Genomic DNA, 24,068 nt, shown 5'->3' on the forward strand with positions numbered 1-24,068 from the left:
CTTCCGTTGCGAATCTTGGCCGGATTTTGATCGTTAGATGAAGCAATATTATTCATAAAACCCGTATCTGACAAGGCTTTCACGGGTAATCTTTCAAGAATCCACCGGATTCTTGCGAACACTCCAGGCTTCCGCAGGAGCCTTAAAAAGGGGCTTAACATGCGCCCAAACGGACTTGAAAAGGGGGGAAAACCGGTAATGGTCCAGGGAAGCTTCCGAATCCCATTGAGAAAACGTGAAAAAAACGCCTTTTTCACGTAAATCTTCCCATAATTCAAGGTGCAGACAGCCCGGGAATGCCCGGATCTTCCCGGAAACTTCCCGAAATAGCTCCGTGAACTTCCCTGCATCCTCCGCGTGAAAACTAAGCTTGACCAACCGGTTAATCATGAAACTCGATGCGTAGGGTGTCAAATTGTTTTAAGCCAAGCAGTTTGGATGCATTGTCACGATTGATGGCGATCTCTAAATACCCGTCCTGATTGAACAGGGCGACGATCTCACCGGTTTCAACCGATCCGTAATCATGCATGATCTGCCGGACCGTGTAATTGGCTCGCCTCAGCAATATCGAATAGGACCGGTCCTTTCGTTCGCGTTCAAAGAGTTCGCGGGAAATATTGAAAATGCTGTTTCCGAAGCCATCCACATAAACGAGTGCGCCGCGTATGCCACCCGGATCAACGGTCGGCTGAGCAAAGAAACTCGGTAAAAGATGGTCGACCTCCAGGCCGAGTTGACGCGGATGCTTGCCGGTACAGAGTTTTATCAGGACATCGACCAGTTGGTCCTGCACTTCCCGGTGCCCCGTACGAATCGGATCGATCGGCAGGCGATGAATTTTCTTTTCCTCCTCGCCCAACAGCAGGGAGAATATTCCACTGTCGACTCCGACAAAGTGATGTCCGTTCGCTGTCACGATCAGATAGTCACGCCCTGGCTCGTCTTGTGCCGAATTTCCGGCGCCGTCCAGTCCGATGTAATGGACCGTACCGGTCGGAAATGCGGAATACGCGTTGCGTAAGACGAATGCAGCGTGCAGGGTATTGAACGGATCGATCTCGTGAGAAATATCGATGATGCCGAGATCAGCGGATCGGGAGAGCAGCTTGCCTTTGAATGAAGCGACGTAATGATCGCGTAATCCCCAATCAGTAATAAGCGTAAGGAAAGCCATCGTTCTGCTGCGCCCCGGTGTTGAAAACTTCTGATCCTGCTTCGGTCAAAAGTAATGGCTTTTGGGGTACTATTGAATCGACGCTCGCGCAAATCCATTCACACCAAAGGCTATCCTTGGTGTTGATAACTTGTAACCGGATTTCGCGACCCAATCCAGCCCGACGTGAGTGAAGTAATCATTCCTATCGACACGTTCAACCCGGTGGAATTTTTCGGTGTGAACGATGCGAACCTCGACATCATCCGAAAGAATTTTCCCGAACTCAAACTGGTTGCTCGTGGCAATGAGATCAAGGTCATCGGCGATGAGAAGAACATCCACCTCTTCAGCGAAAAGATCAACAAGCTGATCCAGCACTACCAGAAGGTCGGGAGCCTGACACCCGATAACGTGCTCCATTTCCTGGGCGACCGGGATGGCGCCGCACCACCACCCAGCCCACAGACGGCCGATGTCCTCGTCTTTGGCCAGAACGGACTCATGGTCCGCGCCCGTACGGCTAACCAGAAACGAATGGTGGAGTCGTCCGAAAAGAACGACGTGGTGTTCGCGATCGGCCCCGCCGGTACCGGTAAGACCTATACCGCTGTCGCCCTCGCAGTACGTGCACTGAAGAACCGGGAGATCAAGCGTATCATCCTCACCCGTCCGGCAGTGGAAGCCGGGGAGAACCTGGGCTTTCTGCCCGGCGACCTCAAGGAAAAGATCGATCCGTATCTCCGTCCGCTCTATGATGCCCTTTACGATATGATCCCTTCCGATAAGGTGAAGTCCTACATCGAGAACGGAATCATCGAAGTAGCGCCGCTGGCCTTCATGCGTGGTAGAACACTCGACAATGCCTTTGTCATCCTCGACGAGGCCCAGAACGCAACCGAGAGCCAGTTGAAGATGTTCCTCACCCGTATGGGACCTTCAGCCAAGTTCATCGTCACGGGTGATGTGACGCAGATCGATCTGCCCAAACACCAACCGTCCGGACTGGTGCAGGCCATCAAGATACTGTCCAATGTGCGGGGTATCGATTTCATCTATCTCGACGCGCAGGATGTCGTTCGCCACCGTCTGGTGAAGGAGATCATCGAAGCGTATAACAAGGACCGCTGATCCATGATGCACGCTATGCAGGCAACGGCAGTCAGCACGACGGACTTTAATTTCCCCGGCCAGTCCGCTTTTTACCGGGGCAAGGTGCGGGATGTCTATACGATCGATGGTAAATACCTGGTCATGATCGTTACGGATCGGATATCCGCGTTCGATGTGGTGCTTCCGCGTCCCATTCCTCATAAAGGGGCCGTGCTCAATCAGATCGCAGCGAAGATGCTGCAGGCAACGGCGGATATTGTTCCGAATTGGGTGATCGATGTCCCGGATCCGAATGTGACGATCGGACGGGTTTGCAGTACGTTTAAAGTGGAGATGGTCATTCGGGGCTACCTCTCCGGCCATGCCGCACGCACCTATGCTTCGGGTGGCCGCGTACTTTGTGGTGTGGCACTCCCGGAAGGGATGAAGGAGAATGACCGTTTTCCCACACCGATCATCACGCCCACAACAAAGGCTGCTGCAGGACACGACGAGGATATCAGCCGGGAAGACATCATCGCTAAAGGAATCGTTTCGGAAGAAGATTATACCAGGATCGAATCCTATACGCAACAATTGTTCAAACGCGGATCCGAGATCGCAGCATCACACGGTCTGATCCTCGTAGATACCAAGTACGAGTTCGGAAAGGACGAGGATGGCACGATCCGTTTGATCGATGAGATCCACACACCCGACAGTTCACGTTATTTCTACGCCGACGGCTACGCGGAGCGTCAGGCAAAGGGAGAACAACAAAAGCAACTCTCTAAAGAATTCGTACGCCAGTGGCTGATCGCTAACGGCTTCCAGGGCAGAGCGGGGGAGTCGGTGCCGGAAATGCCGGATACCTGGCTAGACGAGATCAGCAGTCGCTACATTGAGCTCTACGAAAAGCTGACCGGGGAGTCGTTCACCCCGGCCCCTCCCGGCGATCCGCAGGAACGCATTGAATATAATGTTCGCCGGGCATTGAGCCTGCTCGGCTACCAGTCCGACTGATTTTTTCGAATTCCTTCTTCCAACTCCCGTTGATCGGCGGGAGAAAGCAACGCACGCATCGCCGTTTCGCTTTCCAGCCTGCTGAGGTCCTTGAACCCGTATTGTACGGAGCGTTTCAGATAGCTGAGTACGGAGTCTTTCTGGCCAACCTGGGAGAAGAGTTTCGCGGCAAGGAAATTCGGTTCGGCATTTTCGGGATCTGCCAGTAAATAGATCCGGTTCAGGCGCGCCACTTCGGGCATGTTGCCTTGTTCCATCGCCTGCCGGGTCAGGCTGTAACAGGCCAGCGAAATGTAGCCGAGCAGCCGATCGTTCATCGGATCCTGTTTTCGCTTCTGCAAATCCCCGATCACGTGCGACCACCAATCCTCTTCCTGGGAACGAAACGCATCCAGTAAGAACTGCCGGCGGTTAAGCTCTGCAGAGAGCGCCCGTGAATCTTCCAGTATGGATTGCTGATAGACAGGATCCTTCATCAACCGCTGGACACTATTTTCCCACTCGGGAACCGGCGACAATCCCTGCAGACAATCGATTCCACATCGGTAGATCCGCATGCGTTGGATCGGGTCAGTGGTTCTGGCAGCCAGGGTGTTGATCTGTCTCGTGAATTGCTGGAGTATTGGTCGCTCGCAATTCCCGCCGGATTTGCAGGCGAGTACCTTGCACCAGCTAAATGCCCGGCGCATGTCGGTCGTCTCGGGCCATGCATGTTTTCCATCGGTGATGTCCAGGTGATGCATGGGTTGTCTGCCCAGACGGTTGACGAATTCGATTACTTCGGAGTAGTTCATATCCCGATTGCCCGTCACACCATAGGTTGGTACCGTAGGCGCCGGAATCCCATCCGGAAGTCCGGCACCACAATGCACCACGCCCGAAACACCTTTCATGTTACCGGGAGCTACCAGCGCGACTTTGGCGCCGCCGGAAAACCCGCAGAGGAACAGACCCGCGTGGGTGGTTTTCATTTTCTCGAGTACCGCGGCTGCAAGTTCCCGGGCCATGGAGGCGGATGCGTCGATGCCCAGGCCGTTTCGTACTTGATTGGATCCGGCCAGAATAAAACCGAAATCATCGGCCAGGGATGCGTAGCGATGTACCGGCACGCGACCGTTGCCTTGCGGGTCAAAGCACACCATCAACGGCATGGGCAGGCTGTCGCGAAAGGATCGGGGAATGTAGAGGATGTACGCCTGTCCTCCGTTGGTGACAGATTCCAGATAGCTCCCGGGAATCAGTGTCGTCAGCGTATCCCGGACAGGCGGGGCTGGAGCAGGTACACTGTCTTGCACAGGCGGCGGAACGGAATTCGTCGCCCGATGATCCGACGAAGTACAGGCTGTGAAACACCACAGCGCGATGAGGAGAGCGGTCAGTGATCGTAGCATTGTTTGCGAAACTACTCTTTCGCGCGCTCAGGAAGATGGGTACACGGTGAATTCGTTTCTTTGCAACCCATGAGCCGGCTGGGACAACAGGTAGAGCGAGTCGAACGGGTGGTGCGATCCTGGAAACCGGGCGAATCGGTCGCGCGTCATCTCTCCGATCATTTTTCCTGTCACCGCAACATGGGCGCACGCGACCGCCGGGAATGTCGTGCCTGGGTCTATGCCTGGATTCGACTCGGTCGCTCCCTGGAGGATCTCCCGTTTGCGAAACGCCTTGCTGTTGCCACTTACCTGACGACTCCGGAACCTTATCCGGCACTGGAGGCGTTGTTGAATTCCGAGTTGTCGGACATTGAGCTCCCGTCATTGCAGTCGTCGGTGGAAGAGAAGACCAACGCGGTTGCCCGGTCCTTTCCGGGATTCAGCCTGGAAAAAATATTCCCCGGTTCCTCCCGCATTTCTTCCGGTCTTGACCGGGCGGCTTTTCTGTCGGGCTTGTTCCTTCCCCCTGAATTGTGGATTCGCGTCAGGACAAAGTACCGGGAACAAGTGATACAGGAGTTGACGGATCGATCCATACCGTTTTCCGTGGATCCGATTTTGCCCAACGCGATCCGGCTACCGAACAGGACGTCGATCGATGATCTTGAAGCAAGCAGAAAGCACCTGCTCGAAGTGCAGGATCGTAGCAGTCAGGCTACCGCTGAATTTTTCCAGCCCAAGTCGGGTGAAACCTGGTGGGATGCCTGCGCAGGTTCCGGTGGTAAATCCCTGTTATTGCTGGACCAGGAACCGGGCTTGCACCTCACGGTTTCTGACCGGCGCCCGTCGATCCTGAAAAACCTGAAAGAGCGGTTTGGGCTCGCAAAATTGAAACCGGACGAGTTGGTGGTCTGTGACCTGACCCAACCGGAGACTGACTGGCCGGAGCAGATGTTCGATGTTATTTTAGCCGATGTTCCCTGTTCAGGATCAGGAACTTGGACAAGAAAACCGGAAGGACTTTTTACCGAAGTGGATGAAGCCTTCTTTCAGCGGTTCAGAAGCCTGCAGCAGAAAATCGTCAAGAATCTTTCATCCAGGATTAAGCCCGGCGGCCGCCTCATTTATCTGACATGTTCAGTTTTTTCTGCTGAAAATGAAGAAATGCTTTCCTGGGTAGAGCAGGAAACCAACCTGAAACTACAGCAATACCGCTATTTCGAAGGTGCCGCTTACAGGGCCGATACACTGTTTGGTGCTTCTTTTCTTAATTAAGCCCCAATAGCTTGTAAATCAATCAAATAATGCCACTGCAGGCAGGAACTATTCGGGCTTGGATGAAGTATACATTCTAATCCCACACCAGGGAGTATTATGTACCTACGAATCCTATTCATCCTGACGGGCCTGTTGCTGACACAGGTTGTAGTATCAGGACAAAATCAGGCTAATTCTGAATCCGAGCTGCGTAAGCGGGCAGATAAGTTATTTCAGGATCAGGAATATCTGACCGCTGTCGGGCCTTATTCCCAGTTGCTCAGCCTGCAGCCGAATGATGCCACCCTGAATTATCGTTATGGCACGGCCCTGTTGCTTTCCGGAAAAGACAAACGGAACGCGGTAAGCTACCTGGAAAAAGCCATGAACGACCCAGCACAACCGATGGAGGGCTGGGTGTACCTCGGACGATCTTACATGTTTCTGGGAAAGTACGAGGATGCTAAAAGTTGTTTCAACCGGTTTAATACCCGGGCAACGGACGCGCAGCGCAAGAAGTTCAATTCGGAAGAATGGCTTCGTTCCGCGGGTGCCGCATCGGAGTTATCCCGTCAACGCAGGATGGTCAGCGTGACCGCGCAGAAGGAAGTTTTACGTTCTGCAGCTTACTCTCAAATCGACTATACGAATGCTGCCGGTAGGATCCTGCCGGTGCCGGAAAAGTTCCAGACGACAGCCGACAAAGACAAACAGGCTGCTCCGGTCATGTATCTGTCGCGCGACGGACAGACGATCTACTACGCCAGCTATGGGAAAGGGAGTGTGGGAGGAAAGGACCTCTATCTCATTCGTAAGATGACGAATGGGGAATGGGCACAACCCGAACACCTGGGGTCCGTGCTAAACTCCGTCTACAACGAAGATTATCCGTTCCTTGACCGGGATGGCAAAACGCTCTACTTCGCGAGCCAGGGTCACAATTCGATCGGTGGCTACGATATTTTCAAATCCGTTTTCAATTTCAATACCGGCCAATGGTCGGCACCTGAAAACCTGGGAATACCGGTGAACACTCCGGACGATGATCTGCTGTATGTGCCCGGCTCCGATGGTGTAACCGCCGTATACACCACCGCCGACTTTACAGATAACACGCACACCGAAATCCGTACCATCCACCTCGATGACCAGCGGAATCCTTTCGCTACCATTCGCGGAACGTATTATTCGATTGACCAGCCCATGCGTCGCGATGCTCGGGTCATTGTGCTGCGTGCAGCCGATCGTTCTGTTGTGACAACTGTTCGAACCGATCCGAGGACTGGTGGATATGAATTGGTGTTGCCGGGCGGTGAGTCGTACTGGCTTGTCATCGATGGCGGCGGCTATGTTCCGCATACCGAATCATTCGACCTGCCTGCAGGTCTCGAAAAAGCCGCGCTCCGACAGGAAGTGCGCATGAACCGCAACAAGCAGGAGGAATTGATGACGGTCACCAATTTCTTCACGCCCATGCCATCTGCCATTGGTGCTGATGTGATTGCAGTAAACGACCGTCCTAGTTCTACCGAAACATCTGCTACAACTCCGTCATCGGAGACAGTTCAAATCTCGGTCGGAAACGAAACGCTGATTGTTAGCAAACCGGTCAGTCAGCCGGTAACATCCCCTGAACAAGCCGGTGAAGTTCCGGTAACAGCCGACCAGGCTGCAGATGAGGACACCTCACTCGCGGACAACTACAATCCGCTGTTGGACCGGGAGATGACCCAGGACGAAATCCGTCAACGCCAGGAAGAACAGCTTCGCTCGGAAGAAGTGGTCGCGGATGAAAAGATCCCCGCAGAGCAACTCCATGTGCCCGTCGATGAACACGAACTTGCACGCAGCGCCGTGGAGGATGGTGTCGCCCTGCAACGCGAAGCGGACAGTCTGCAGGATCGCAGCCGGGAATTGTATGCGTCGGCTGCAAACCGCGAAGAGGAAGCAGTACGCTTACTCGAAGAAGCGCAGTCCATCAAAGAGGATACCGTTCGCGCAGCCAACCTCTACCTGCAATCGGATGATATGAAGCAGATGGCCCTTGCGGAAAAACAGCAGGCCAGGGAATTGGACGGGCTTGCAACCGAGCGTCGCGCTGAAGCAAAGCAGGCATTGACCGACGCGAAAGCCTTGATCAGTTCGACGAATACGAAAGACAAGGAACTTTCCGCTTCAGTTGACAGAGCCTTGGCCGGAACCAGTGAAAAGGCATCCGTTACTGCATCAAGTCCTAGTGCGGCTCAAGGAGTCACATCTCCCTCGTTGGAACCCATGGCCGAACAGGCTGTTGAAGTTCGTACGGAAGGTGTCTCTTCAACGGCCAACCCGACCAGTCAAACAACTCCGGCTGCCGGACAGCCGCAAGCTGCGGATGAAGAACAGTTGGCGACAACTTCTCCAAATCAGCAAGAGCAAAATCAAACTGCGGCGACAACTTCCAGGGTATCTCCCGATTCAAACGATTCCGGCGTCGTCGCCGTCCAGCAAAATGTCTCAGAAGAATCTCAACCAACTGCGGACTTTAAACGTGGACATGCGGCTGAATCGTCCGGAAAGGAGACTGGGAAACCGGTTGTCGGTACGAATCCGGAGGGCTCGTCTGTTTCAGAGAAAAATACTGCTGATGTCCTTGCTGCCGGAACCAACCCTGCAATTACTGCAAGCGATGAGCATGCAGCAAACGACAAGCAATCGGTTATTGAACCCGAAACAACCGTAAATGCAACCACTAAGCCTGAAGGATTACCGGAACAAAAGGCACAGCAATCGGCTGATGAGCGGACTGTAGCGATCCATCAAGCGTCCGAAGAACAACCAAAGGCCGAACCGAATGCAATGGAGAACAGGCCCAAAGATCAGGCAACTTCGTCGGGAGAGCCTGTTGTCATCGCCGGGCAGCCCACAAGGGAATCAGAGAGCCGTCAACAACCGACCGCCAATCAGCCTTCCGCTGGAAATTCAAAAGATGATAAAGTTGCAGCGACAACCGGGACGTCGCAACCGACATCTTCTACTGCAGCTAACGCAACGACCATTCGTTCCACGGATGATGCTGCGCAATCGGTACCGGTGGCTGTCAACGCAGACGGTGCTCCGGTTTCCCCCCAGACTACGCAAAACACAGACAGGACCAGAGCTACGACCGGAACTCAAACCGGCAGCACTGATCGGAGCACCTCAGCAACCCGACTGACGATGGTTCCGGCTATGGAAGGTGTAAGCGAAGAAACGAGGCTGGCTTATCAGAACTACAAGCAACGGATGGAATTCTCCTCGCGGCTCGACGAACGTTCAAAAGAACTGCAGACGCAAGTGGCAACGATGAAGAACTCTCCGGAACGGGATAGCCTCATCCAGTTGTCCAACTCCATGAGTATGGAATCAATCCGACAGTGGCAATCGGCTCAACAACAATTACAACTTGCCAAGGCGGATGATCCGGAGATCCAAACCAAAGCGGAAACTGCCATCGCAACGGCAAAGGCTGCAGAACCTGCAGCGGAGCCCGTCGTAACGAGTCAGGAGCTTGCCACTGTTGCAAACCCGGTGCGACGCGACGCTGTGCCGACCGGCGAGTCAGCTGCCAGGACCGGCGTATCCGGAAACCAGTCGGCGAATACGAATCGTGCTGATCGTTCGGAGCAACCGGCGGGAACACAACCTGCCACTTCCGGACAAGTTAGCGCGATAAAAACCGATGTCGAGGAAACGAATCAACTTTCGGTTACACCAACGACCCCGTCGGTTGAACCGGCTTCCGGGGAAGCGCGGAATGATGGACAGCTTGCAACCAACGCGTCCGGAAATCAAGCTGCTGACCGTATTAGCAACGATGGCGAAGGCCAGCGATTAGAAGTTTCAGCAAATAACCCGAACGAGCCCCGACCAGTGTCGGGTGGAGATGTCGCTCCAGCAACATCCACTGGCGAAATAAGCCGGAACGAATCAAGGCAGGGTGCGATCTCGCCTTCGGCTGAACAAGGTACTACCACTGCCCGGCAGGATCGGAGCGATGCTACGCCTGCGGCTGGACGAGGCGATGAGCAGGCGGTTGCCACGAAACCATCAACGATTCCATCCGGCGCAGAGCGTGCGGGACAAGTCGTTGCCAACCCGGATCAGACACCAGGTGAAAGACCGGCTTCTGCTGAGCGATCGAACCCTGTTTCGAAAGAAGCTGCGCCTACTGTATCCGGTCAGGAAACCGTCACCAACCAATCCGAAAGGCAGGAATCCGTTCGTTCGTCGGAAACCCAGGAGTCCGGAGGTCAACGGAATTCCAATGCGGTTCAAACTGCAACAGACCGGACAAGGATCGCAGACAATACGGAGCCGGCAGTTACTCCAGCCAATGCTGTTTCCAACACTCCTACGAATACAACCACTCAAGCGGCAGACAACCGAAATACCGTCAATGAACAGCAGCCGGGCGCGATGCAGCAACCTGCTCAACCCGCAACCTCCCAGGTTGAACTGGTGTACGATACGGCTTCCGTTCGGAGCAAATTGCAATCCAATGAAGATGTTCCGGTCGCACAACTGGACTCCTCCCACAAGGATTTTCCGCGTTACCTCAAATTGCGCCAGGAAGTGGGAGAGAAGCAGGACGAAACCATCCGCTTGTTTTCTTCGGCTATCGAGTTGAACAAGAAAGCATCCCAAGAGAAAGAAGAACAAGTCGATCTGATGCAAAAAGCGGAAGCTACCGCCGATGCCAACGAAAAAGCCAAACTGCTCCGCAGCGCTGAAAAGCGTAAACACGATTCGGAAGAACACGAAGCGGAAGCCGGCAAACTGATGGCGCAGGCGCAAAAGCTTTCCGACGAGATCTGGGAAAACAACCAGTCGCTCGAAGCGCTCAGCCTGGCGATCCGAAAGTCGGGTCCTGCACGTACTTCTCCTGCCACTACGCCTGGAACTTCCGGAACAACGACTACCGACATTCGACCGGCAACTATTCCGGAAATGGATGAGACGGTACGCGCTGAATCATCTGTTTCAATACAGCAGACCGGCAATGATCGTGCGCCGGTCAAAGCAGGCCCGCTTACCGTTCCGGGCATCGAACGCATGGTCGTGCGCAGCGACAAACCCGCGTACACCGATACTGCACCGATACCGGTGGATCAACCCCTGCCCGAAGGACTCGTCTTCAAAGTCCAGATCGGCGCTTTCCGCAAACCGATTCCGAACGAAGCCTTTGGCGGTTTGTCGCCCGTCAGCGGCGAAAACACCCGTCCGGGTTGGATCCGTTACTGTGTCGGTCTCTTCCGCACCTTCGAGCCGGCCAACCTGGTGAAGAAAGCCATGCGCGGACAGGGTTTCAAAGACGCGTTCGTCGTCGCTTACTTTAACGGCAAACGGATCTCACTTGGCGAAGCCTATGCCATGCTGAACCAGGCGGGCAGTGACTCCCGTGCGACCTATGCTTCCGTATCCCGTGAAGAATTACAACGCCTGAAAGCACTCAACATCGTTCCGCAGCGTACCAGCGCACCGGATCGTGACGAACAGGAATTCTTCGGAGGAACTACTTCGGCATCGGCTGACGGTTTCGGTACCGGTACGGCTTATGCGGTGCAGGTGGGTGTGTATCGATCTTCCATTCCGCCTGCCGTACTGGGCAGTCTGCAACCTTTACAGCAGGAAGCTTTGCAGCGCGGTCTTTTCCGCTATACCACCGGACGATACCAGGTTTACGCTTCCGCCGATTCCATGCGCCGAGTCGCTGTGGCCGCCGGTATCCCGGATGCCTTTGTTGTCGCTTACCGCGATGGTCGTCGTGTCAGCCTGAGCAACGCGCGGCGCAGCGAGACCGGTACGTCAGGATCTACGGTGGTGCGTCCACAACCTGCAGCTTCAACACCCGCCGCGCAACCGGCAGTTGAAACCGGAGCCATCACGTTCCGGGTACAGGTTGGGGCATTCCGTCAGCAGGTTCCTTTCCAGGTGGTCGATGCACTCCTGAAAGTATCGGATCGTGGCGTAGAACGCGAGCAGGATCCGCGCGGACTGCAGGTCTTCTTCGCCGGACGTTTCTCGGACTACGAATCCGCCCGGAAGCTGAAGGAAGAAGTGGTGGGCCGCGGTGTGCCGGATGCTTTCGTGGTAGCCTTCAGCGGCACGAAACGGATCCCCCTGGCCGAGGCCTTGCGGCAGGTAGGTCAATAACCCGGAATTTCGTATCTTTACGCATCCGAAAGCAGGATGCCATGATCCGTTTCCAGAACGAAGGCGAACTCGCCTTTGAAGAGCTAGTTGACAACAAGACCGAAGAAGTCCGGGTCCGCGATCTCGTGTTGTACAACGACGACGTGAACACCTTCGATTTCGTCATCCAGTGTCTCATCGAAGTCTGTAAGCATGACGCTTTGCAAGCCGAGCAATGCACCTATATCGTGCATTACAATGGTAAGTGTACCGTCAAGACCGGGTCCTACCTGCAACTGAATCCCATGCGTCAGGCTTTGCTCGACCGTGGACTTTCCGCCGTAATCGATTGACGGTTTTTACACCAATTTCTTTTCCGGTACACCTTTTGATTACCGGTAGCCAAACTTCCCGACCATGAGTTCCCGTTCCCTGTTCGCCGGCCTGGCGCTGGCTGTAGTACTGGTTTCCTGTAGCAAAGTACCCATCACCAAGCGCAAGCAGATGAACCTGCTGCCGGAATCCCAGTTGGTTTCTCTGAGTCTGACCAACTATCAGGACTTCCTCAAGCAAAACCCGCCGGTCAGGGGCACCGCCGATGCAGCCCTGGTGCAAAAAGTCGGAACGAAAGTGGCCGACGCGGTCATCAAGTTCATGAACCAAAACAAGATGGGCGACCGGATCAAAGGCTATCAGTGGGAATTCAACCTCGTGAACAGTCCTGATGTCAATGCCTGGTGCATGCCGGGAGGGAAGGTAGTCGTGTATGCAGGCCTGTTGCCCGTTACGCAGGATGAGACCAGCCTGGCCATTGTCATGGGACACGAAATCGCCCATGCGGTGGCACGACACGGCAACGAGCGCATGAGCCAGATGATGGTAGCGCAGGGGATGGGCATGGCCCTGGATGTGGCCCTTTCCCAGAAGCCGGCACAAACCCGCAACATGTTCCTGACCGCCTATGGCGCCGGTTCAACGCTCGGCATTCTGGCTTACTCCAGGACCCACGAAACCGAAGCGGACAAACTCGGTCTCATCTTCGCGGCCATGGCTGGTTATGATCCGCGCCTGTCGGTCGCCTTTTGGGAGCGCATGAGCGCCAAGAGCAGCGGCAACAAACCGCCCGAATGGATGAGCACCCACCCCAGCGACGCGACCCGCATCAGCAACCTCAAAGCCTTCATGCCCACGGCCTTGAAATATTACAAAACCGGCTCCTGAAGTTTGAAAATCTCAAAAAGTTCGTACTTTTGCAGCCCCGTCACCGACGGGCTTCCGAAAGGAAGACCTAGCAGGACCCGTAGCTTAACTGGATAGAGCATCTGACTACGGATCAGAAGGTTAGGGGTTCGACTCCCTTCGGGTCCGCTGCCCATAACGCCTCGCATACTGCAGGGCGTTTTGCTTTTCATTGGGCTCGGATTTGGGCTTATTGATAGCCTGCGGATGCTGCGGATTTACACGGCTTCTTTTTCCGCGGTTATCCGCCTGGTCCGTGGAATCCGCGTGCTATCATTTGTCAATTCCGCAGGCTTATTCAACTACGACCCTTAACACCTCTCCGCCACCTTCGAACTTCAGGTTCAAGAGGTAGACCCCTTTGGCGAGTCCGCTGAGGTCAATCGTGTGGAGATTGTCCCCAGGTGCGGCTAGGCCGTTTTCGGAACGCAGCAGACGGCCACTAAGGTCGGAGATGTTGAGCGTATAAGCATGATTGCCGGCATTGCTTTGGAATCGGATTTGGAGCGCGTCGTGGGCCGGGTTGGGAAAGAGGTACGTATATGAGGCCCCATACGGCATTCCAATGCGAGATGACGAAAGTAACTGCGCGATCTCAATGCAGCGGGCCGGTCCTATGATGCCGCAAGCATCAACACCCGCGACGCACAACGTTCCGCTGGAGAAGGAGGGGCCGAAGGATACAGCGGCAATGTTGCCAGAACCGCTGGCAGAGATATCGGTACCGGTCGTGGTCCAGTGGAATGCATTTGCGCCAGTGAAGGAAGGCACCGTATATGTTGCGATGGTACCGGGTGAAACCAGTTCAGGGCCCTGAATGGCGCCCGTAGCAAGGAGTGCAGAACGGATAGTGGTACATGCGGGTCGAATGGACAGCCCGCAATCATTGAAGGCCTTCACACAAACATCCCAGGAGGGCTGATTTCCCGGAGGAGTGGGGAGGTAAGTAAGGTTCACGGCATTCCCGTAGGAGGTGTACGGTCCGGGTTGACTATTGAATAGTAGCGTAGGGCGACTATACCAGGTAAAGCCATTTGCCAGGGCGTCGGCGGCTGCTACGATAACATCGCTTCCCCCTGAGCAACTGACTGCCGGCGCACTGAGAATCGAGGTGATTGGTGGTGGTCCGTAGGGTATTTGAATGCTGGAAGAAGCCTGGCCGCAGACCAGGTCGTCGACTGTAACGGTGTAATTTCCTGCCCACCCGAACAAAGTAGATTCTCGAGGTCCGACCGGTTGAACGTGATAATTTCCGATCAATGACCATTGATAAATGAAGTGACCGGACCCTTCTGTTACGACTGCCTTCGCAGAACCGCTTTTTCCATCGCAATTGTCAGGCCCTAAAAGGATACAGGAAACTGACAGGGTGGGAATAGCCTTAATTGCGATGTCAAAGTCATTGTCGTTTCCAATACGCACCGGCAGGGAACCAACCACCCGCACCCGGTAAGCAGATCCGGATGGTGTGCCTGATGGAATGGTGCAAGAGATTTTACCATTGCCCGTGGCCGCGATCGAACCGATGATGATGGGGCTTGTAAAACTGCCCGAAGAGTCGCTTAATTGAACGTTGAATATGTTACCAGGCAAGGCAGGAGGAGTGGAATAACTCACCTGTAAGGATGAGCCATTGCATAAAGTATTTTGATCTGCCCAGGTTGTGATGGCGTTCACATCAATTTCAAGAAATTGGTCGTACAATGGCTGAAATCCACTTAAGGGATCCAAATCAATTACTTTTCGGTAGCTATGCGTGATTGGATCGAATTCAAAGACAACTCCTACAAAGTGGTTGCCACCCTCATAAGTTGTTCCGTAAAGTTTTCCATTCGATGCTTCCAGAAGTTTACCCCGGGGATGACTCTCTTCCCATTTATCAAAAATGTGTATAACCTGGTACAAACTGGTTGTTGGATCGATCTCGTAAATTACTCCTCCATCGAGGGCCCCTCCTTGGGCCGTCATGCCATACAATCTTCCATTCGTTGCTTGAATGAGTGAATTCTCTGGATAACTTCCAAGTGAATCATTCAAGTCGATAAGTTTGGTGTAAACATTATTGATATTGTCATATTCAAAAATTACACCGCGATTACTTCTTCCGCCTCTGTATGTGACGCCATAGAATTTTCCATTGGATGCTTCGATCAGGGCGCCCTTCGGTTCCCTGCCCAGTGAATCAGGGATTTCGAATTTTACAATGCAGCTATTAGAGTTATAATCATATTCAAAGATGCTTGCTACAGGTCCAGACTGGAAATTATAAGTCATTCCGTATAGCTTTCCATTGCTGGAATGTACAAGTGAATTGACGAATGGGACAGAAGCAGGAAATGTTTGAGGCAGGGTGACCTTCTTTGTATAAACATGATTTACAGGGTCGTACTCGATCATCGAAACCGAGTCAAAATCTGATTTCATCATTCCATATAGCTTTCCATTCGAGCCTTCTACCAACTTTCCAAAAGGAAGACTGCCGGTCGAATCGTTGAGGTCTATTCTCTTGATGTAGGAATTGGATGAATAGTCGAACTCGAAAATCACTCCGTGGCCATTGACCCCTCCGCGGTTTGTTATTCCATAACATTTACCATTCGACGCCAGCGTAAGTGAACCGCTTGGAAGTCCGCCAGAAAGAGAGCCGAAATCATGGATATTGGTATATTGATCAGTCAGGTAGTCATACTCAAAAATGGTACCCCCATTATTCGCTCCGCCAACATAATTGAATCCATACAATTTGCCGTTGGCCGCATTGAGAAGCCCATCCGGCATGTATCCGATGAGGCTGTATAAATAGTGTTTGTCTGAAAAGACATTGTTGATATAATCGTACTCGAAGATCCCGGAAGTTTTTGTACCATATAGCTTTCCGGTCTGGACTTCGGTTAATCTACCTGTCGCATATCCATGATATTGAAGATCAGCTTTCTTAGCGAAGGAGTTTGCTGAATAATCATACTCAAAAAGAACACCTTGGTTATGTAATCCACCATACTGAGTGGTGCCATATAGCTTTCCGTTCCCCGCTTCAAAAAGAGAGCCGTAGGGAAGTGAGCCATTGATACTATCGAAATCGATTTTCTTCGTAAAAATGTCTGTTGAAATGTCGTATTCGAAGAGCGTACCGAAATTGCCGGAGCCTCCCTCTCTTGTCATTCCATACAATTTTCCGTTTGATGCCTGCACGAGGGCCCCGCACGGTCTACTGCCGAGCGAATCAGTCAGTTCGATTATAGGCGTGTAACGATTGTTCGCAAGATCGTATTCGAAGATCATTCCTGCAAAGTCTGCACCACCATATGTAGCAGCTCCATACAGTTTTCCATTGGCGGCTTCAAGCAATGCTCCCCCGGGAGCATCTCCATTGTAGCTGGTTGTAAAATCAAATAGCTTGCTGAAAGTGCTTTTGGTTATATCGAATTCATACAATGCACTCGGCTGATCGGTGCATTGACATCCAGTAGTTCCAATCAGCCTTCCAGATGAAGTCAGGAGTAAGTCACTGCAAGGCTGGTTGCCTATAATTGAATCGAATACCCCTTTAGTAGTGTAGGTGCCTGAAGTTTTATCGAACTCAAAGATTGCACCTTGGTAATTGGTGGGCCCACCGTAATGTGTAACACCATAGAACTTTCCATTTATCTCGAGAGGCTTGCCAATTGGATATTTGCCAGGCTCCCCTTGTAGAAACTTCACCTGGCTTACTGAATTGCCCCCGACTGGAATCGAAAATATGGTGCCAAATTCCAGGCCTCCGCCACTCATCAGCCCTACCAACTGTCTGTTCTGTGCAGTAATATCAGGGGAGGCAGACACCAGTATCGTTACAAGAACGATACTACTACTGTAAGTAAAAGGCAGGAGCTTTTTGAATCGCATCGGTATTTAAGTCACTAAAGTGAAAAAGCGGTTTGAAAAAACGAACTCAGCCTGGGAGTGTTTCCCTCAGGCTAAGTCCTAAGTAATGCAGATTCCGGAAGAAATCCAAACGGATTTTCCGGCTTTGAGACACCGGAATTCCACAATGGGATGTCTGAGGCCATGCTGAACTGGCGGGCATTCACAGGAAGTTGATTGGAACTGGTTGCCGGTTCGAGATTCGATTTTTCGGTCTTAAAACGCATAAATCACTATCTTTACGCCCATTCTAAAGGAGACGAACGTTGGCACTTATAAAATCTATTTCTGGTATTCGGGGTACGATCGGCGGGAAACCGGGCGACGGTTTGACGCCTCCGGATATCGTCCGTTTTACCGCCGCTTTTGGGACCTGGGTGACGCGCCAGGGCATCCAGAACAAACGTCCGGTTATCGCCCTTGGTCGGGATGCCCGGATCTCGGGTGAGATGGTACAGAATCTGGTGGCCGGTACCCTGAAGGGACTGGGCATCGATGTGATCTACATGGGCCTGTGTACCACCCCCGGCGTGGAAATGGCGGTCGTGGACCTGAAAGCCGATGCGGGTATCATCCTTACGGCCAGTCATAACCCCAAACAGTGGAATGCCCTCAAATTGCTCAACCGGAAGGGCGAGTTCATCTCCGCCGCCGACGGTGCCGAGGTCCTGCGCATTGCCGACGCGGGCGAGTTTTCTTTCGCCGAAGTCAACAAACTCGGCCGCTATACCACCGAACCCAACTACCACCTCAAGCATATCGAAAAGATACTGGCGCTTCCGCTGGTGGATGTTAAGGCAATCAAAGCCAGGAAGTTCAAGGTAGTGATCGATTGCGTTAATTCGGTGGGAGGTATTGCCGTTCCGGCCCTCCTCAAGGCGCTGGGCGTAGAGGAAACGATCGAATTGTATTGCGAGCCCAACGGTCAGTTCCCGCACAATCCTGAGCCGCTGCCGGAGCACCTGGGCGATATCTCCAAGGAGGTCCGTAAGCGCAATGCCCACCTGGGCATCGTGGTGGACCCGGACGTCGACCGCCTGGCCCTCGTCTGCGAAGACGGGGAGATGTTCGGCGAAGAATACACCCTGGTAGCCGTGGCCGATTACGTCCTGCGCAGCCAAAAGGGCAATACGGTCTCCAACTTGTCGTCGACCCGCGCGCTGCGCGACGTAACAGAAAAGGCCGGTGGGCATTACTTTGCCGCGGCTGTGGGCGAAGTGAACGTGGTCGAAGCGATGAAAGAACACAAGGCCGTGATCGGCGGTGAAGGCAACGGCGGGATCATTTACCCGGAACTGCACTACGGCCGCGACGCGCTGGTGGGCATCGCCCTTTTCCTCAGCCACCTGGCCAAGTTCGGCAAGAGCGCTTCGCTGCTGCGGGCCACCTATCCGAACTACTATATCTCGAAAAACAAGATCGAACTTACGGCCGAGATCGATGTCGATGGCATCCTGAGCGGCATCCAGACCAAATACAAGAAACAACCGATCAACACCATCGACGGTGTGAAGATTGAGTTCGACCGCGAATGGGTCCACCTGCGCAAGTCGAACACCGAACCGATCATACGCATCTACGCGGAGAGCCAGTCGCAGACTACCGCGCAGAACCTGGCCGAGAAGATCATTCACGACATCAAAGACATGATCAGCGAAAAGCATACCCGCTGATCCATCACCGCATGAACCCGCGCATCTACCTCGACAACGCCGCCACCACACCGCTCGACCCCGAAGTGCTGGAGGCGATGCTGCCTTTTATGCAGCACCACTTCGGAAACCCATCCTCCATCCACGCGTTCGGGCGGGAGGTGCGTTCGGGTATCGAAAAAGCACGCAAGACCGTCGCCAAGCTGCTCAACGCTTCACCCTCGGAGATTTTCTTTACCTCTGGTGGTACGGAAGCCAACAATACAGCCCTGTTCTGTTCCGTGCGCGACCTCGGCATCGAGCACGTCATTTCTTCGCCGATCGAGCACCATGCGGTGACCCATACACTCGAGCAGATGGCCCGGGAAGGCAAGATCCGGCTCAGCTATGTAAAGCTCGACGAGAAAGGCCGGGTGGACCTGGCCGACCTGGAACGCCTGTTGTCGACGGGCGGTAAGACGCTGGTGTCGCTCATGCACGCCAACAACGAACTGGGCAACCTGCTTCCGATCATGGAAGTCGGCACGTTGTGCCGCAAGTACGGCGCCCTGTTCCATTGCGATACGGTGCAGACGATGGGACATTTCCCGATAGACCTGAAGGAGATCCCGGTGGACTTCATCACCTGCGCGGCCCACAAGTTCCACGGCCCGAAGGGCGTGGGCTTCCTGTTCATCCGTTCGGGCGTCCGCATCCATCCGTTCATCTTCGGCGGCGCACAGGAGCGCAACATGCGGGGCGGGACGGAGAACGTGTACGGTATCGTCGGCCTGGCAAAGGCGCTCGAACTGGCTGTTTCCCACATGGAGGAGCACCATCAGTATATCCAGGGGCTGAAGGACCACATGGTCAGGCGCCTCAAAGCGGAGATACCCGGAGTTGCTTTCAATGGCGATACGCTGGGAGAGAGTCTCTACACGGTCCTGAACGTCAGTTTCCCGGCGAGTGAAGCGGGCGAGATGCTGCTCTTCAATCTCGACATTGCCGGTATTTCCTGTTCGGGCGGCAGCGCCTGTTCAAGCGGATCCAATGCGGGTTCGCACGTTTTGGCTGCGATCTATCCCGATAGCACCCGTCCGGCGGTTCGGTTCTCCTTCAGTAAGTTGAATACAAAAGCGGAGATCGATCGTACGGTTGACAAGCTGAAGGAGTTGACCGTAGCGAACGTGATCAATTCCTGATTGAGTTGTTTATCTGCCCGGTCCGCGTGGCGGGCCGTCGCGACCTTCCCGGCGTTCCTGCAACATTTCCAGCAGCTTTCGCTTAAAGGCTTCTTCCGCCTGGTATAGGCGCGCGACTTTTTTGATCGGCAACACTTTTCTGAACTGCGGATCGTATTTGCGGATAATGTCGAGTTCCGATTGGCGGAATTGTAATTCGGTATCCACGGCTTTCGCTACTTCACCATCGCTCATCTCGTCGAAGTTCTGACGGGCGTTGATCAGGTTGTCGCGACGGCCTTTGCGCAGCGCTTCCAGTTCGTCCTGGTACTTGTTGTAGATCGGCCAAAACGATTTGGCTTCTTCCGGGCTGAGATCAAGGCGTTCCGTCAGGAAGCCGATCTTCATGGCTTCCACGCGCTCGCGACGGCCTTCGGGCGGCTGTCCGTTGGAGAAGAAGAAGAGCAGGAGGAATGCCGGGATAAGCAGCAGGGTACGGTTCATGGCTTCAGAGTTCGAGTTGAGAAAGATCGATGTCGTTCTCCAGGAGGTATTGTTTGAGTTCTTGTTCGTTTGTCCCGGTTTCTTCACTCGCCGGTAAGAGACTGGCAACTGTGGAAGGATCAAGGTCGAGGTAGTCCAGCGCTTCACTGACTTCATCAACCGACAAAGGTTGAATCGCTGCGGTATAGTCGACTTTCCGGTCGGTGAAATAGCTGCGCGTTCCAAGGAACAGGCAAACCAGCAGGGCCGCGATCGAGAGGGACCATTCCGGCTGCTTCCACCAGCGGAAAGCAGGCGAGGCGCCACCCCGGATGCGGGCGTGAATCGACGATTCGAGCTGTTCAAAATACCGTTCGGGAGCGACGAATCCGTCCGGTTCGGGTCTTGCCGTTTCGGTATGGAGGAGCTCGAGCCGCCGCTCGATCTCCCGCGGCAGCTTTTCAAAGTAGTCTTCGGGCGTCTGGAACGGCAATTCACGGTTTCCGGTAGTGATCTCCGGATCCTGATCGTGTGGCAGTGGTTGGTTTCGCCGTTTCATGGTTCTGTAGTTGGAGCGGTTCTTTCCGGCTTGGTTTAATCGCCCAGCATGTATTTTTCAATTTTCTTGACCGCATGATGGTAGGAGGCCTTGAGGGCACCAACCGTGACGCCGAGAACTTCCGAGATCTCCTCGTATTTCATGCCGTCGAAGTATTTCATGTTGAAGACGATCCGTTGCTGCTTTGGCAGTTTCAAAATGGCCTGCTGCAGTTTGAGTTGTATACGGTCACCTTTGAAATAAGGATCGTTGTGCAGGGTATTGGAGAGTTGATTCTCCACATCCGACCAGGGGACGAAGAAGCGACGACGTTTCTGGTTGAGAAACGAGATCGATTCGTTGGTCGCGATGCGATAGAGCCAGGTGAAGAGTTTGGAGTCGGACCGGAAGTTGTCGAGGTTCTTCCAGACTTTCACAAATACGTTCTGGGCAACATCATTCGCATCATCGTGGTCGATGACGATCTTTCGAATGTGCCAGTAAATACGTTGCTGGTAACGGCGGACCAGGGTGTTGAACGCGACGTGCCGGGTCGATTCCTGTCGGAATTGTTCGAGCAATTCTTCATCGGAGTACTCCGTCATACCGTGCTGGGCGGCTGAGCCGCGGCGGGGATCAGGTGGAAGAGAGTTCGTGCTTGCGCCGGCGGATGACCCGTTCGGCTGCGGCTGCGATGTTTTCTGCTTCCAATCCATACTTTTTCATCAACTGTTCCGGCGTACCGCTTTCCCCGAAGCTGTCGTTGACGGCTACATACTCCTGCGGAACCGGATGCTGGCTAACCAATACTCGAGCGATCGCGTCGCCCAGGCCGCCGTTGACCTGATGTTCCTCTGCGGTGACAGCACATCCGGTCTTACGGGCAGACCGTAAGACTGCCTGAACGTCCAGGGGTTTAATCGTATGAATGTTGATGATTTCGGCGCTGATGCCTTTTTCTTCGAGCATTTCGCAGGCTTCGAGCGCTTTCCAGACAAGGTGACCGGTGGCGAAGATGCTCACGTCGGTTCCTTCGGCCAGGGTTACGGCTTCGCCGATCTTGAATACCTGATCGGCCGGGGTGAAGTTGGGAACGACCGGTCGTCCGAAGCGCAGGTACACCGGGCCCTTATAGGCGGCAATAGCGAGTGTTGCGGCTTTGGTTTGGTTGAAATCGCAGGGGTTGATGACCACCATGTCGGGGAGCATACGCATCATGCCGATGTCTTCCAGGATCTGGTGCGTGGCGCCGTCTTCGCCGAGCGTAATGCCGGCGTGGGAGGCGCAGATCTTGACATTCTTACCGGAATACGCGATCGACTGACGGATCTGATCGTAAACACGTCCGGTCGAGAAATTGGCGAAGGTACCCGTGAACGGGATCTTGCCGCCGACTGTCATGCCTGCAGCGAGGCCCATCATGTTCGCCTCGGCAATGCCGACCTGGAAAAAGCGGTCCGGGAATTCTTTCTCAAATGCATCCATCTTGAGACTGCCGGTCAGGTCGGCACAGAGTGCGACGACCTGCGGGTTGCTGCGGCCCAGTTCGAGGAGCCCGGCGCCAAAGCCGGAGCGGGTGTCTTTCTTGTCGGTAAAAGTGAAACGTTTCATGCGTGTAGGGTGGGTTCAATTCATGATGACGACATTCGATTCGCCGGACACGATCGAGAATTCCTTTTCGAGTGTGTAGATACTTTCCCGGGAAGCCCGCGGACGGAAGACCGCGCGGTAACGACCGGGTTGGAGAATGAAGGTTTCTTTGCTGAGGTTTTCGTCGAGGTTGGTGACCCATTTCAGGGTCTTGCCTTCGACCGTATAGATACTGCCGAAGCCGGGATTGTTGGTAACGAGTGTCACGATGCCGGGACGCGGAATCGTGACCGTAGTGGTTTTACTCTGGCTTATATCTACGTTGTCGAGCAGGATACGAGGTAATGTAAGAATCTCGAGATTGTACTTGCCAACCCGGTACTTTTCCGTCGCGTTGATGTCCTGGACGACGAGGGTAGCCATATCGCCCGGTTGGCGAACGATCGCCTGGATCTTCCGGTATTCCGATGGGCCGTCGTACCGGATCATCAGGGAGCCCTGTCCGGCATCGATACCCACGGTGCTGTGTTTCCCGGGTACGAGCACCACCGAGTCCTTGATGGCTTGCGGGACGGTGTGGACCACGATCCGATAGATCGGAAGCGGGTCGATGACGAGCGTGTCCGGATTGCCCTTGGCGTTCAGCGTGTGAATGTAATTGTACTTGACCTCGCCGGTGTTACGGTCGTAGAACGTCATGTTCACATTCGTCTCGCTGGGTACACCGTTCACGTCGAGCAGGTTCACCTGCAGGGTCGTGGAATTGAGCGCCTGGGAAATGACAATATCCATCGCCTGCCGGAACATCACTTCATTCGTCGCGTCGAAGTATCGGCCCACGCAATCGAACGTCTTCTTCAACGATTCGTCGAGTCCCATCCCGATGACGAAAGGTTTCAGGAAAATCCCTTTTCGCTGAAGCGCTGCCGAGACGGCACAAGGATCACCGCCGCATTCTTCGATACCGTCGGTGATCAGGATCAGGATATTGCGAGCGGGGCTCGCGGGGAAATCGTCGGCGCAAAGTTCGAGTGAACGCGCGATCGGTGTAGTGCCTCTGGGGGTGATGTTCTTCAGCGCGTCCTGGATGCGTGTCGCGTTACCGCTTGCGAAAGGAACCTCCAATCGGCTGTCGTCGCAATCCTGGGGAGGATAGGGCTTCTGGTGACCGTACACGCGCAAAGCCAGCTCGATGTTGGGGACGAACCGCAGGCTGTCGAGCAATTGGTTCATCAGGTTTTTCGCGACATCGATCTTGGCGCCGCTTTGCCAGCGCCCGTACATGCTTTGCGAAGCGTCGAAGAGGAACTCGATGCGGGTGAGGGTAGGCTGTACCTGCTTCCGGCTGGTCACCTGAGCCTGCACAGGAAGTCCCAGCCCGAGCAGGACCATCAGGAAAAAGATCCGGTCCGTGTACAGCTTGAATTTGTTCCCCTTCATTCCTCGCAT

17 protein-coding genes and 1 tRNA gene are annotated in these 24,068 nt (G+C 54.1%); 9 read left to right on the plus strand and 9 right to left on the minus strand.

The window, feature by feature from the left end:
- Nucleotides 1-93: 93 nt before the first annotated feature.
- Together IPJ96_08465 and IPJ96_08470 are read right to left on the minus strand one after the other, a co-directional pair.
- Nucleotides 94-390: an antibiotic biosynthesis monooxygenase gene (locus IPJ96_08465; GenBank protein MBK7910377.1), complete on the minus strand. Its 297-nt coding sequence runs from the start codon at nt 388-390 to the stop codon at nt 94-96.
- On the minus strand, nt 383-1,177 hold the full coding sequence (locus IPJ96_08470) for an SAM-dependent chlorinase/fluorinase (protein ID MBK7910378.1): 795 nt from the start codon (nt 1,175-1,177) through the stop codon (nt 383-385). The genes IPJ96_08465 and IPJ96_08470 overlap by 8 nt, the downstream gene beginning before the upstream one ends.
- A gap of 165 nt (nt 1,178-1,342) precedes the next feature.
- On the opposite strand from IPJ96_08470, the gene IPJ96_08475 reads away from it, so the two are divergent.
- Both IPJ96_08475 and IPJ96_08480 read left to right on the plus strand, forming a co-directional pair.
- Entirely contained in the window at nt 1,343-2,287 is a 945-nt protein-coding gene (locus IPJ96_08475) for a PhoH family protein (GenBank protein ID MBK7910379.1), read from the plus strand.
- A 3-nt stretch (nt 2,288-2,290) separates the two neighbouring features.
- Nucleotides 2,291-3,271 carry a phosphoribosylaminoimidazolesuccinocarboxamide synthase gene (locus IPJ96_08480; protein MBK7910380.1) on the plus strand — a complete coding sequence of 327 codons (981 nt, stop codon included), beginning with the start codon at nt 2,291-2,293 and terminating at the stop codon, nt 3,269-3,271.
- Here IPJ96_08480 and IPJ96_08485 read toward each other — a convergent pair.
- Nucleotides 3,256-4,662: a hypothetical protein gene (locus tag IPJ96_08485; GenBank protein MBK7910381.1), complete on the minus strand. Its 1,407-nt coding sequence runs from the start codon at nt 4,660-4,662 to the stop codon at nt 3,256-3,258. The genes IPJ96_08480 and IPJ96_08485 overlap by 16 nt on opposite strands.
- Before the next feature lie 69 nt (nt 4,663-4,731).
- On the opposite strand from IPJ96_08485, the gene IPJ96_08490 reads away from it, so the two are divergent.
- The 5 genes from IPJ96_08490 (at nt 4,732) to IPJ96_08510 (ending at nt 13,422) form a co-directional block, all read left to right on the plus strand.
- Nucleotides 4,732-5,919 (plus strand): RsmB/NOP family class I SAM-dependent RNA methyltransferase, encoded by a 1,188-nt coding sequence (locus tag IPJ96_08490; GenBank protein ID MBK7910382.1) that lies wholly within the window; start codon nt 4,732-4,734, stop codon nt 5,917-5,919.
- A 99-nt stretch (nt 5,920-6,018) separates the two neighbouring features.
- Nucleotides 6,019-12,075, plus strand: a complete 6,057-nt coding sequence (locus IPJ96_08495; protein ID MBK7910383.1) for a PD40 domain-containing protein — start codon at nt 6,019-6,021, stop codon at nt 12,073-12,075.
- Between the two features lie 41 nt (nt 12,076-12,116).
- Nucleotides 12,117-12,407, plus strand: a complete 291-nt coding sequence (locus tag IPJ96_08500) for an ATP-dependent Clp protease adaptor ClpS (GenBank protein ID MBK7910384.1) — start codon at nt 12,117-12,119, stop codon at nt 12,405-12,407.
- A gap of 64 nt (nt 12,408-12,471) precedes the next feature.
- The gene (locus tag IPJ96_08505) at nt 12,472-13,275 is read left to right on the plus strand and encodes a M48 family metallopeptidase (protein MBK7910385.1); all 804 of its coding nucleotides are present in this window, start codon (nt 12,472-12,474) and stop codon (nt 13,273-13,275) included.
- Nucleotides 13,276-13,348: 73 nt separating this feature from the next.
- Nucleotides 13,349-13,422, plus strand: a tRNA-Arg gene (locus IPJ96_08510).
- A 165-nt stretch (nt 13,423-13,587) separates the two neighbouring features.
- Here IPJ96_08510 and IPJ96_08515 read toward each other — a convergent pair.
- Nucleotides 13,588-17,178 (minus strand): T9SS type A sorting domain-containing protein, encoded by a 3,591-nt coding sequence (locus IPJ96_08515; protein MBK7910386.1) that lies wholly within the window; start codon nt 17,176-17,178, stop codon nt 13,588-13,590.
- Nucleotides 17,179-17,462: 284 nt separating this feature from the next.
- Here IPJ96_08515 and glmM point away from each other — a divergent pair, with 284 nt between their 5' ends.
- The gene (gene glmM, locus IPJ96_08520; protein MBK7910387.1) at nt 17,463-18,869 is read left to right on the plus strand and encodes a phosphoglucosamine mutase; all 1,407 of its coding nucleotides are present in this window, start codon (nt 17,463-17,465) and stop codon (nt 18,867-18,869) included.
- Nucleotides 18,870-18,880: 11 nt separating this feature from the next.
- The gene (locus IPJ96_08525; protein MBK7910388.1) at nt 18,881-20,029 is read left to right on the plus strand and encodes a cysteine desulfurase; all 1,149 of its coding nucleotides are present in this window, start codon (nt 18,881-18,883) and stop codon (nt 20,027-20,029) included.
- Nucleotides 20,030-20,038: 9 nt separating this feature from the next.
- On the opposite strand, the gene IPJ96_08530 is transcribed toward IPJ96_08525, so the two are convergent.
- Genes IPJ96_08530 through IPJ96_08550 form a run of 5 tightly spaced genes read right to left on the minus strand, consistent with a single transcriptional unit; the run spans nt 20,039 to nt 24,059 of the window.
- Nucleotides 20,039-20,512 carry a hypothetical protein gene (locus tag IPJ96_08530; protein ID MBK7910389.1) on the minus strand — a complete coding sequence of 158 codons (474 nt, stop codon included), beginning with the start codon at nt 20,510-20,512 and terminating at the stop codon, nt 20,039-20,041.
- A 4-nt stretch (nt 20,513-20,516) separates the two neighbouring features.
- Nucleotides 20,517-21,050, minus strand: coding sequence for a hypothetical protein (locus tag IPJ96_08535; GenBank protein ID MBK7910390.1), 534 nt, complete (start codon nt 21,048-21,050; stop codon nt 20,517-20,519).
- Nucleotides 21,051-21,085: 35 nt separating this feature from the next.
- Nucleotides 21,086-21,634 (minus strand): RNA polymerase sigma factor, encoded by a 549-nt coding sequence (locus IPJ96_08540; GenBank protein ID MBK7910391.1) that lies wholly within the window; start codon nt 21,632-21,634, stop codon nt 21,086-21,088.
- A 31-nt stretch (nt 21,635-21,665) separates the two neighbouring features.
- On the minus strand, nt 21,666-22,640 hold the full coding sequence (locus tag IPJ96_08545; GenBank protein MBK7910392.1) for a transketolase family protein: 975 nt from the start codon (nt 22,638-22,640) through the stop codon (nt 21,666-21,668).
- Nucleotides 22,641-22,655: 15 nt separating this feature from the next.
- Nucleotides 22,656-24,059 (minus strand): VWA domain-containing protein, encoded by a 1,404-nt coding sequence (locus IPJ96_08550; protein MBK7910393.1) that lies wholly within the window; start codon nt 24,057-24,059, stop codon nt 22,656-22,658.
- Nucleotides 24,060-24,068 lie beyond the last annotated feature (9 nt).

The organism is Bacteroidota bacterium (assembly GCA_016713765.1).
Lineage (GTDB): Bacteria > Bacteroidota > Bacteroidia > AKYH767-A > 2013-40CM-41-45 > Pollutiaquabacter > Pollutiaquabacter aromativorans.

Bases quoted from the DNA above. Each gene is read 5' to 3' on its own strand.
- IPJ96_08465 (MBK7910377.1), bottom strand. From the start codon at position 390: ATGATTAACCGGTTGGTCAAGCTTAGTTTTCACGCGGAGGATGCAGGG.
- IPJ96_08470 (MBK7910378.1), bottom strand. From the start codon at position 1,177: ATGGCTTTCCTTACGCTTATTACTGATTGGGGATTACGCGATCATTAC.
- IPJ96_08480 (MBK7910380.1), top strand. From the start codon at position 2,291: ATGATGCACGCTATGCAGGCAACGGCAGTCAGCACGACGGACTTTAAT.
- IPJ96_08485 (MBK7910381.1), bottom strand. From the start codon at position 4,662: ATGCTACGATCACTGACCGCTCTCCTCATCGCGCTGTGGTGTTTCACA.
- IPJ96_08490 (MBK7910382.1), top strand. From the start codon at position 4,732: ATGAGCCGGCTGGGACAACAGGTAGAGCGAGTCGAACGGGTGGTGCGA.
- IPJ96_08495 (MBK7910383.1), top strand. From the start codon at position 6,019: ATGTACCTACGAATCCTATTCATCCTGACGGGCCTGTTGCTGACACAG.
- IPJ96_08500 (MBK7910384.1), top strand. From the start codon at position 12,117: ATGATCCGTTTCCAGAACGAAGGCGAACTCGCCTTTGAAGAGCTAGTT.
- IPJ96_08505 (MBK7910385.1), top strand. From the start codon at position 12,472: ATGAGTTCCCGTTCCCTGTTCGCCGGCCTGGCGCTGGCTGTAGTACTG.
- IPJ96_08515 (MBK7910386.1), bottom strand. From the start codon at position 17,178: ATGCGATTCAAAAAGCTCCTGCCTTTTACTTACAGTAGTAGTATCGTT.
- IPJ96_08525 (MBK7910388.1), top strand. From the start codon at position 18,881: ATGAACCCGCGCATCTACCTCGACAACGCCGCCACCACACCGCTCGAC.
- IPJ96_08530 (MBK7910389.1), bottom strand. From the start codon at position 20,512: ATGAACCGTACCCTGCTGCTTATCCCGGCATTCCTCCTGCTCTTCTTC.
- IPJ96_08535 (MBK7910390.1), bottom strand. From the start codon at position 21,050: ATGAAACGGCGAAACCAACCACTGCCACACGATCAGGATCCGGAGATC.
- IPJ96_08540 (MBK7910391.1), bottom strand. From the start codon at position 21,634: ATGACGGAGTACTCCGATGAAGAATTGCTCGAACAATTCCGACAGGAA.
- IPJ96_08545 (MBK7910392.1), bottom strand. From the start codon at position 22,640: ATGAAACGTTTCACTTTTACCGACAAGAAAGACACCCGCTCCGGCTTT.
- IPJ96_08550 (MBK7910393.1), bottom strand. From the start codon at position 24,059: ATGAAGGGGAACAAATTCAAGCTGTACACGGACCGGATCTTTTTCCTG.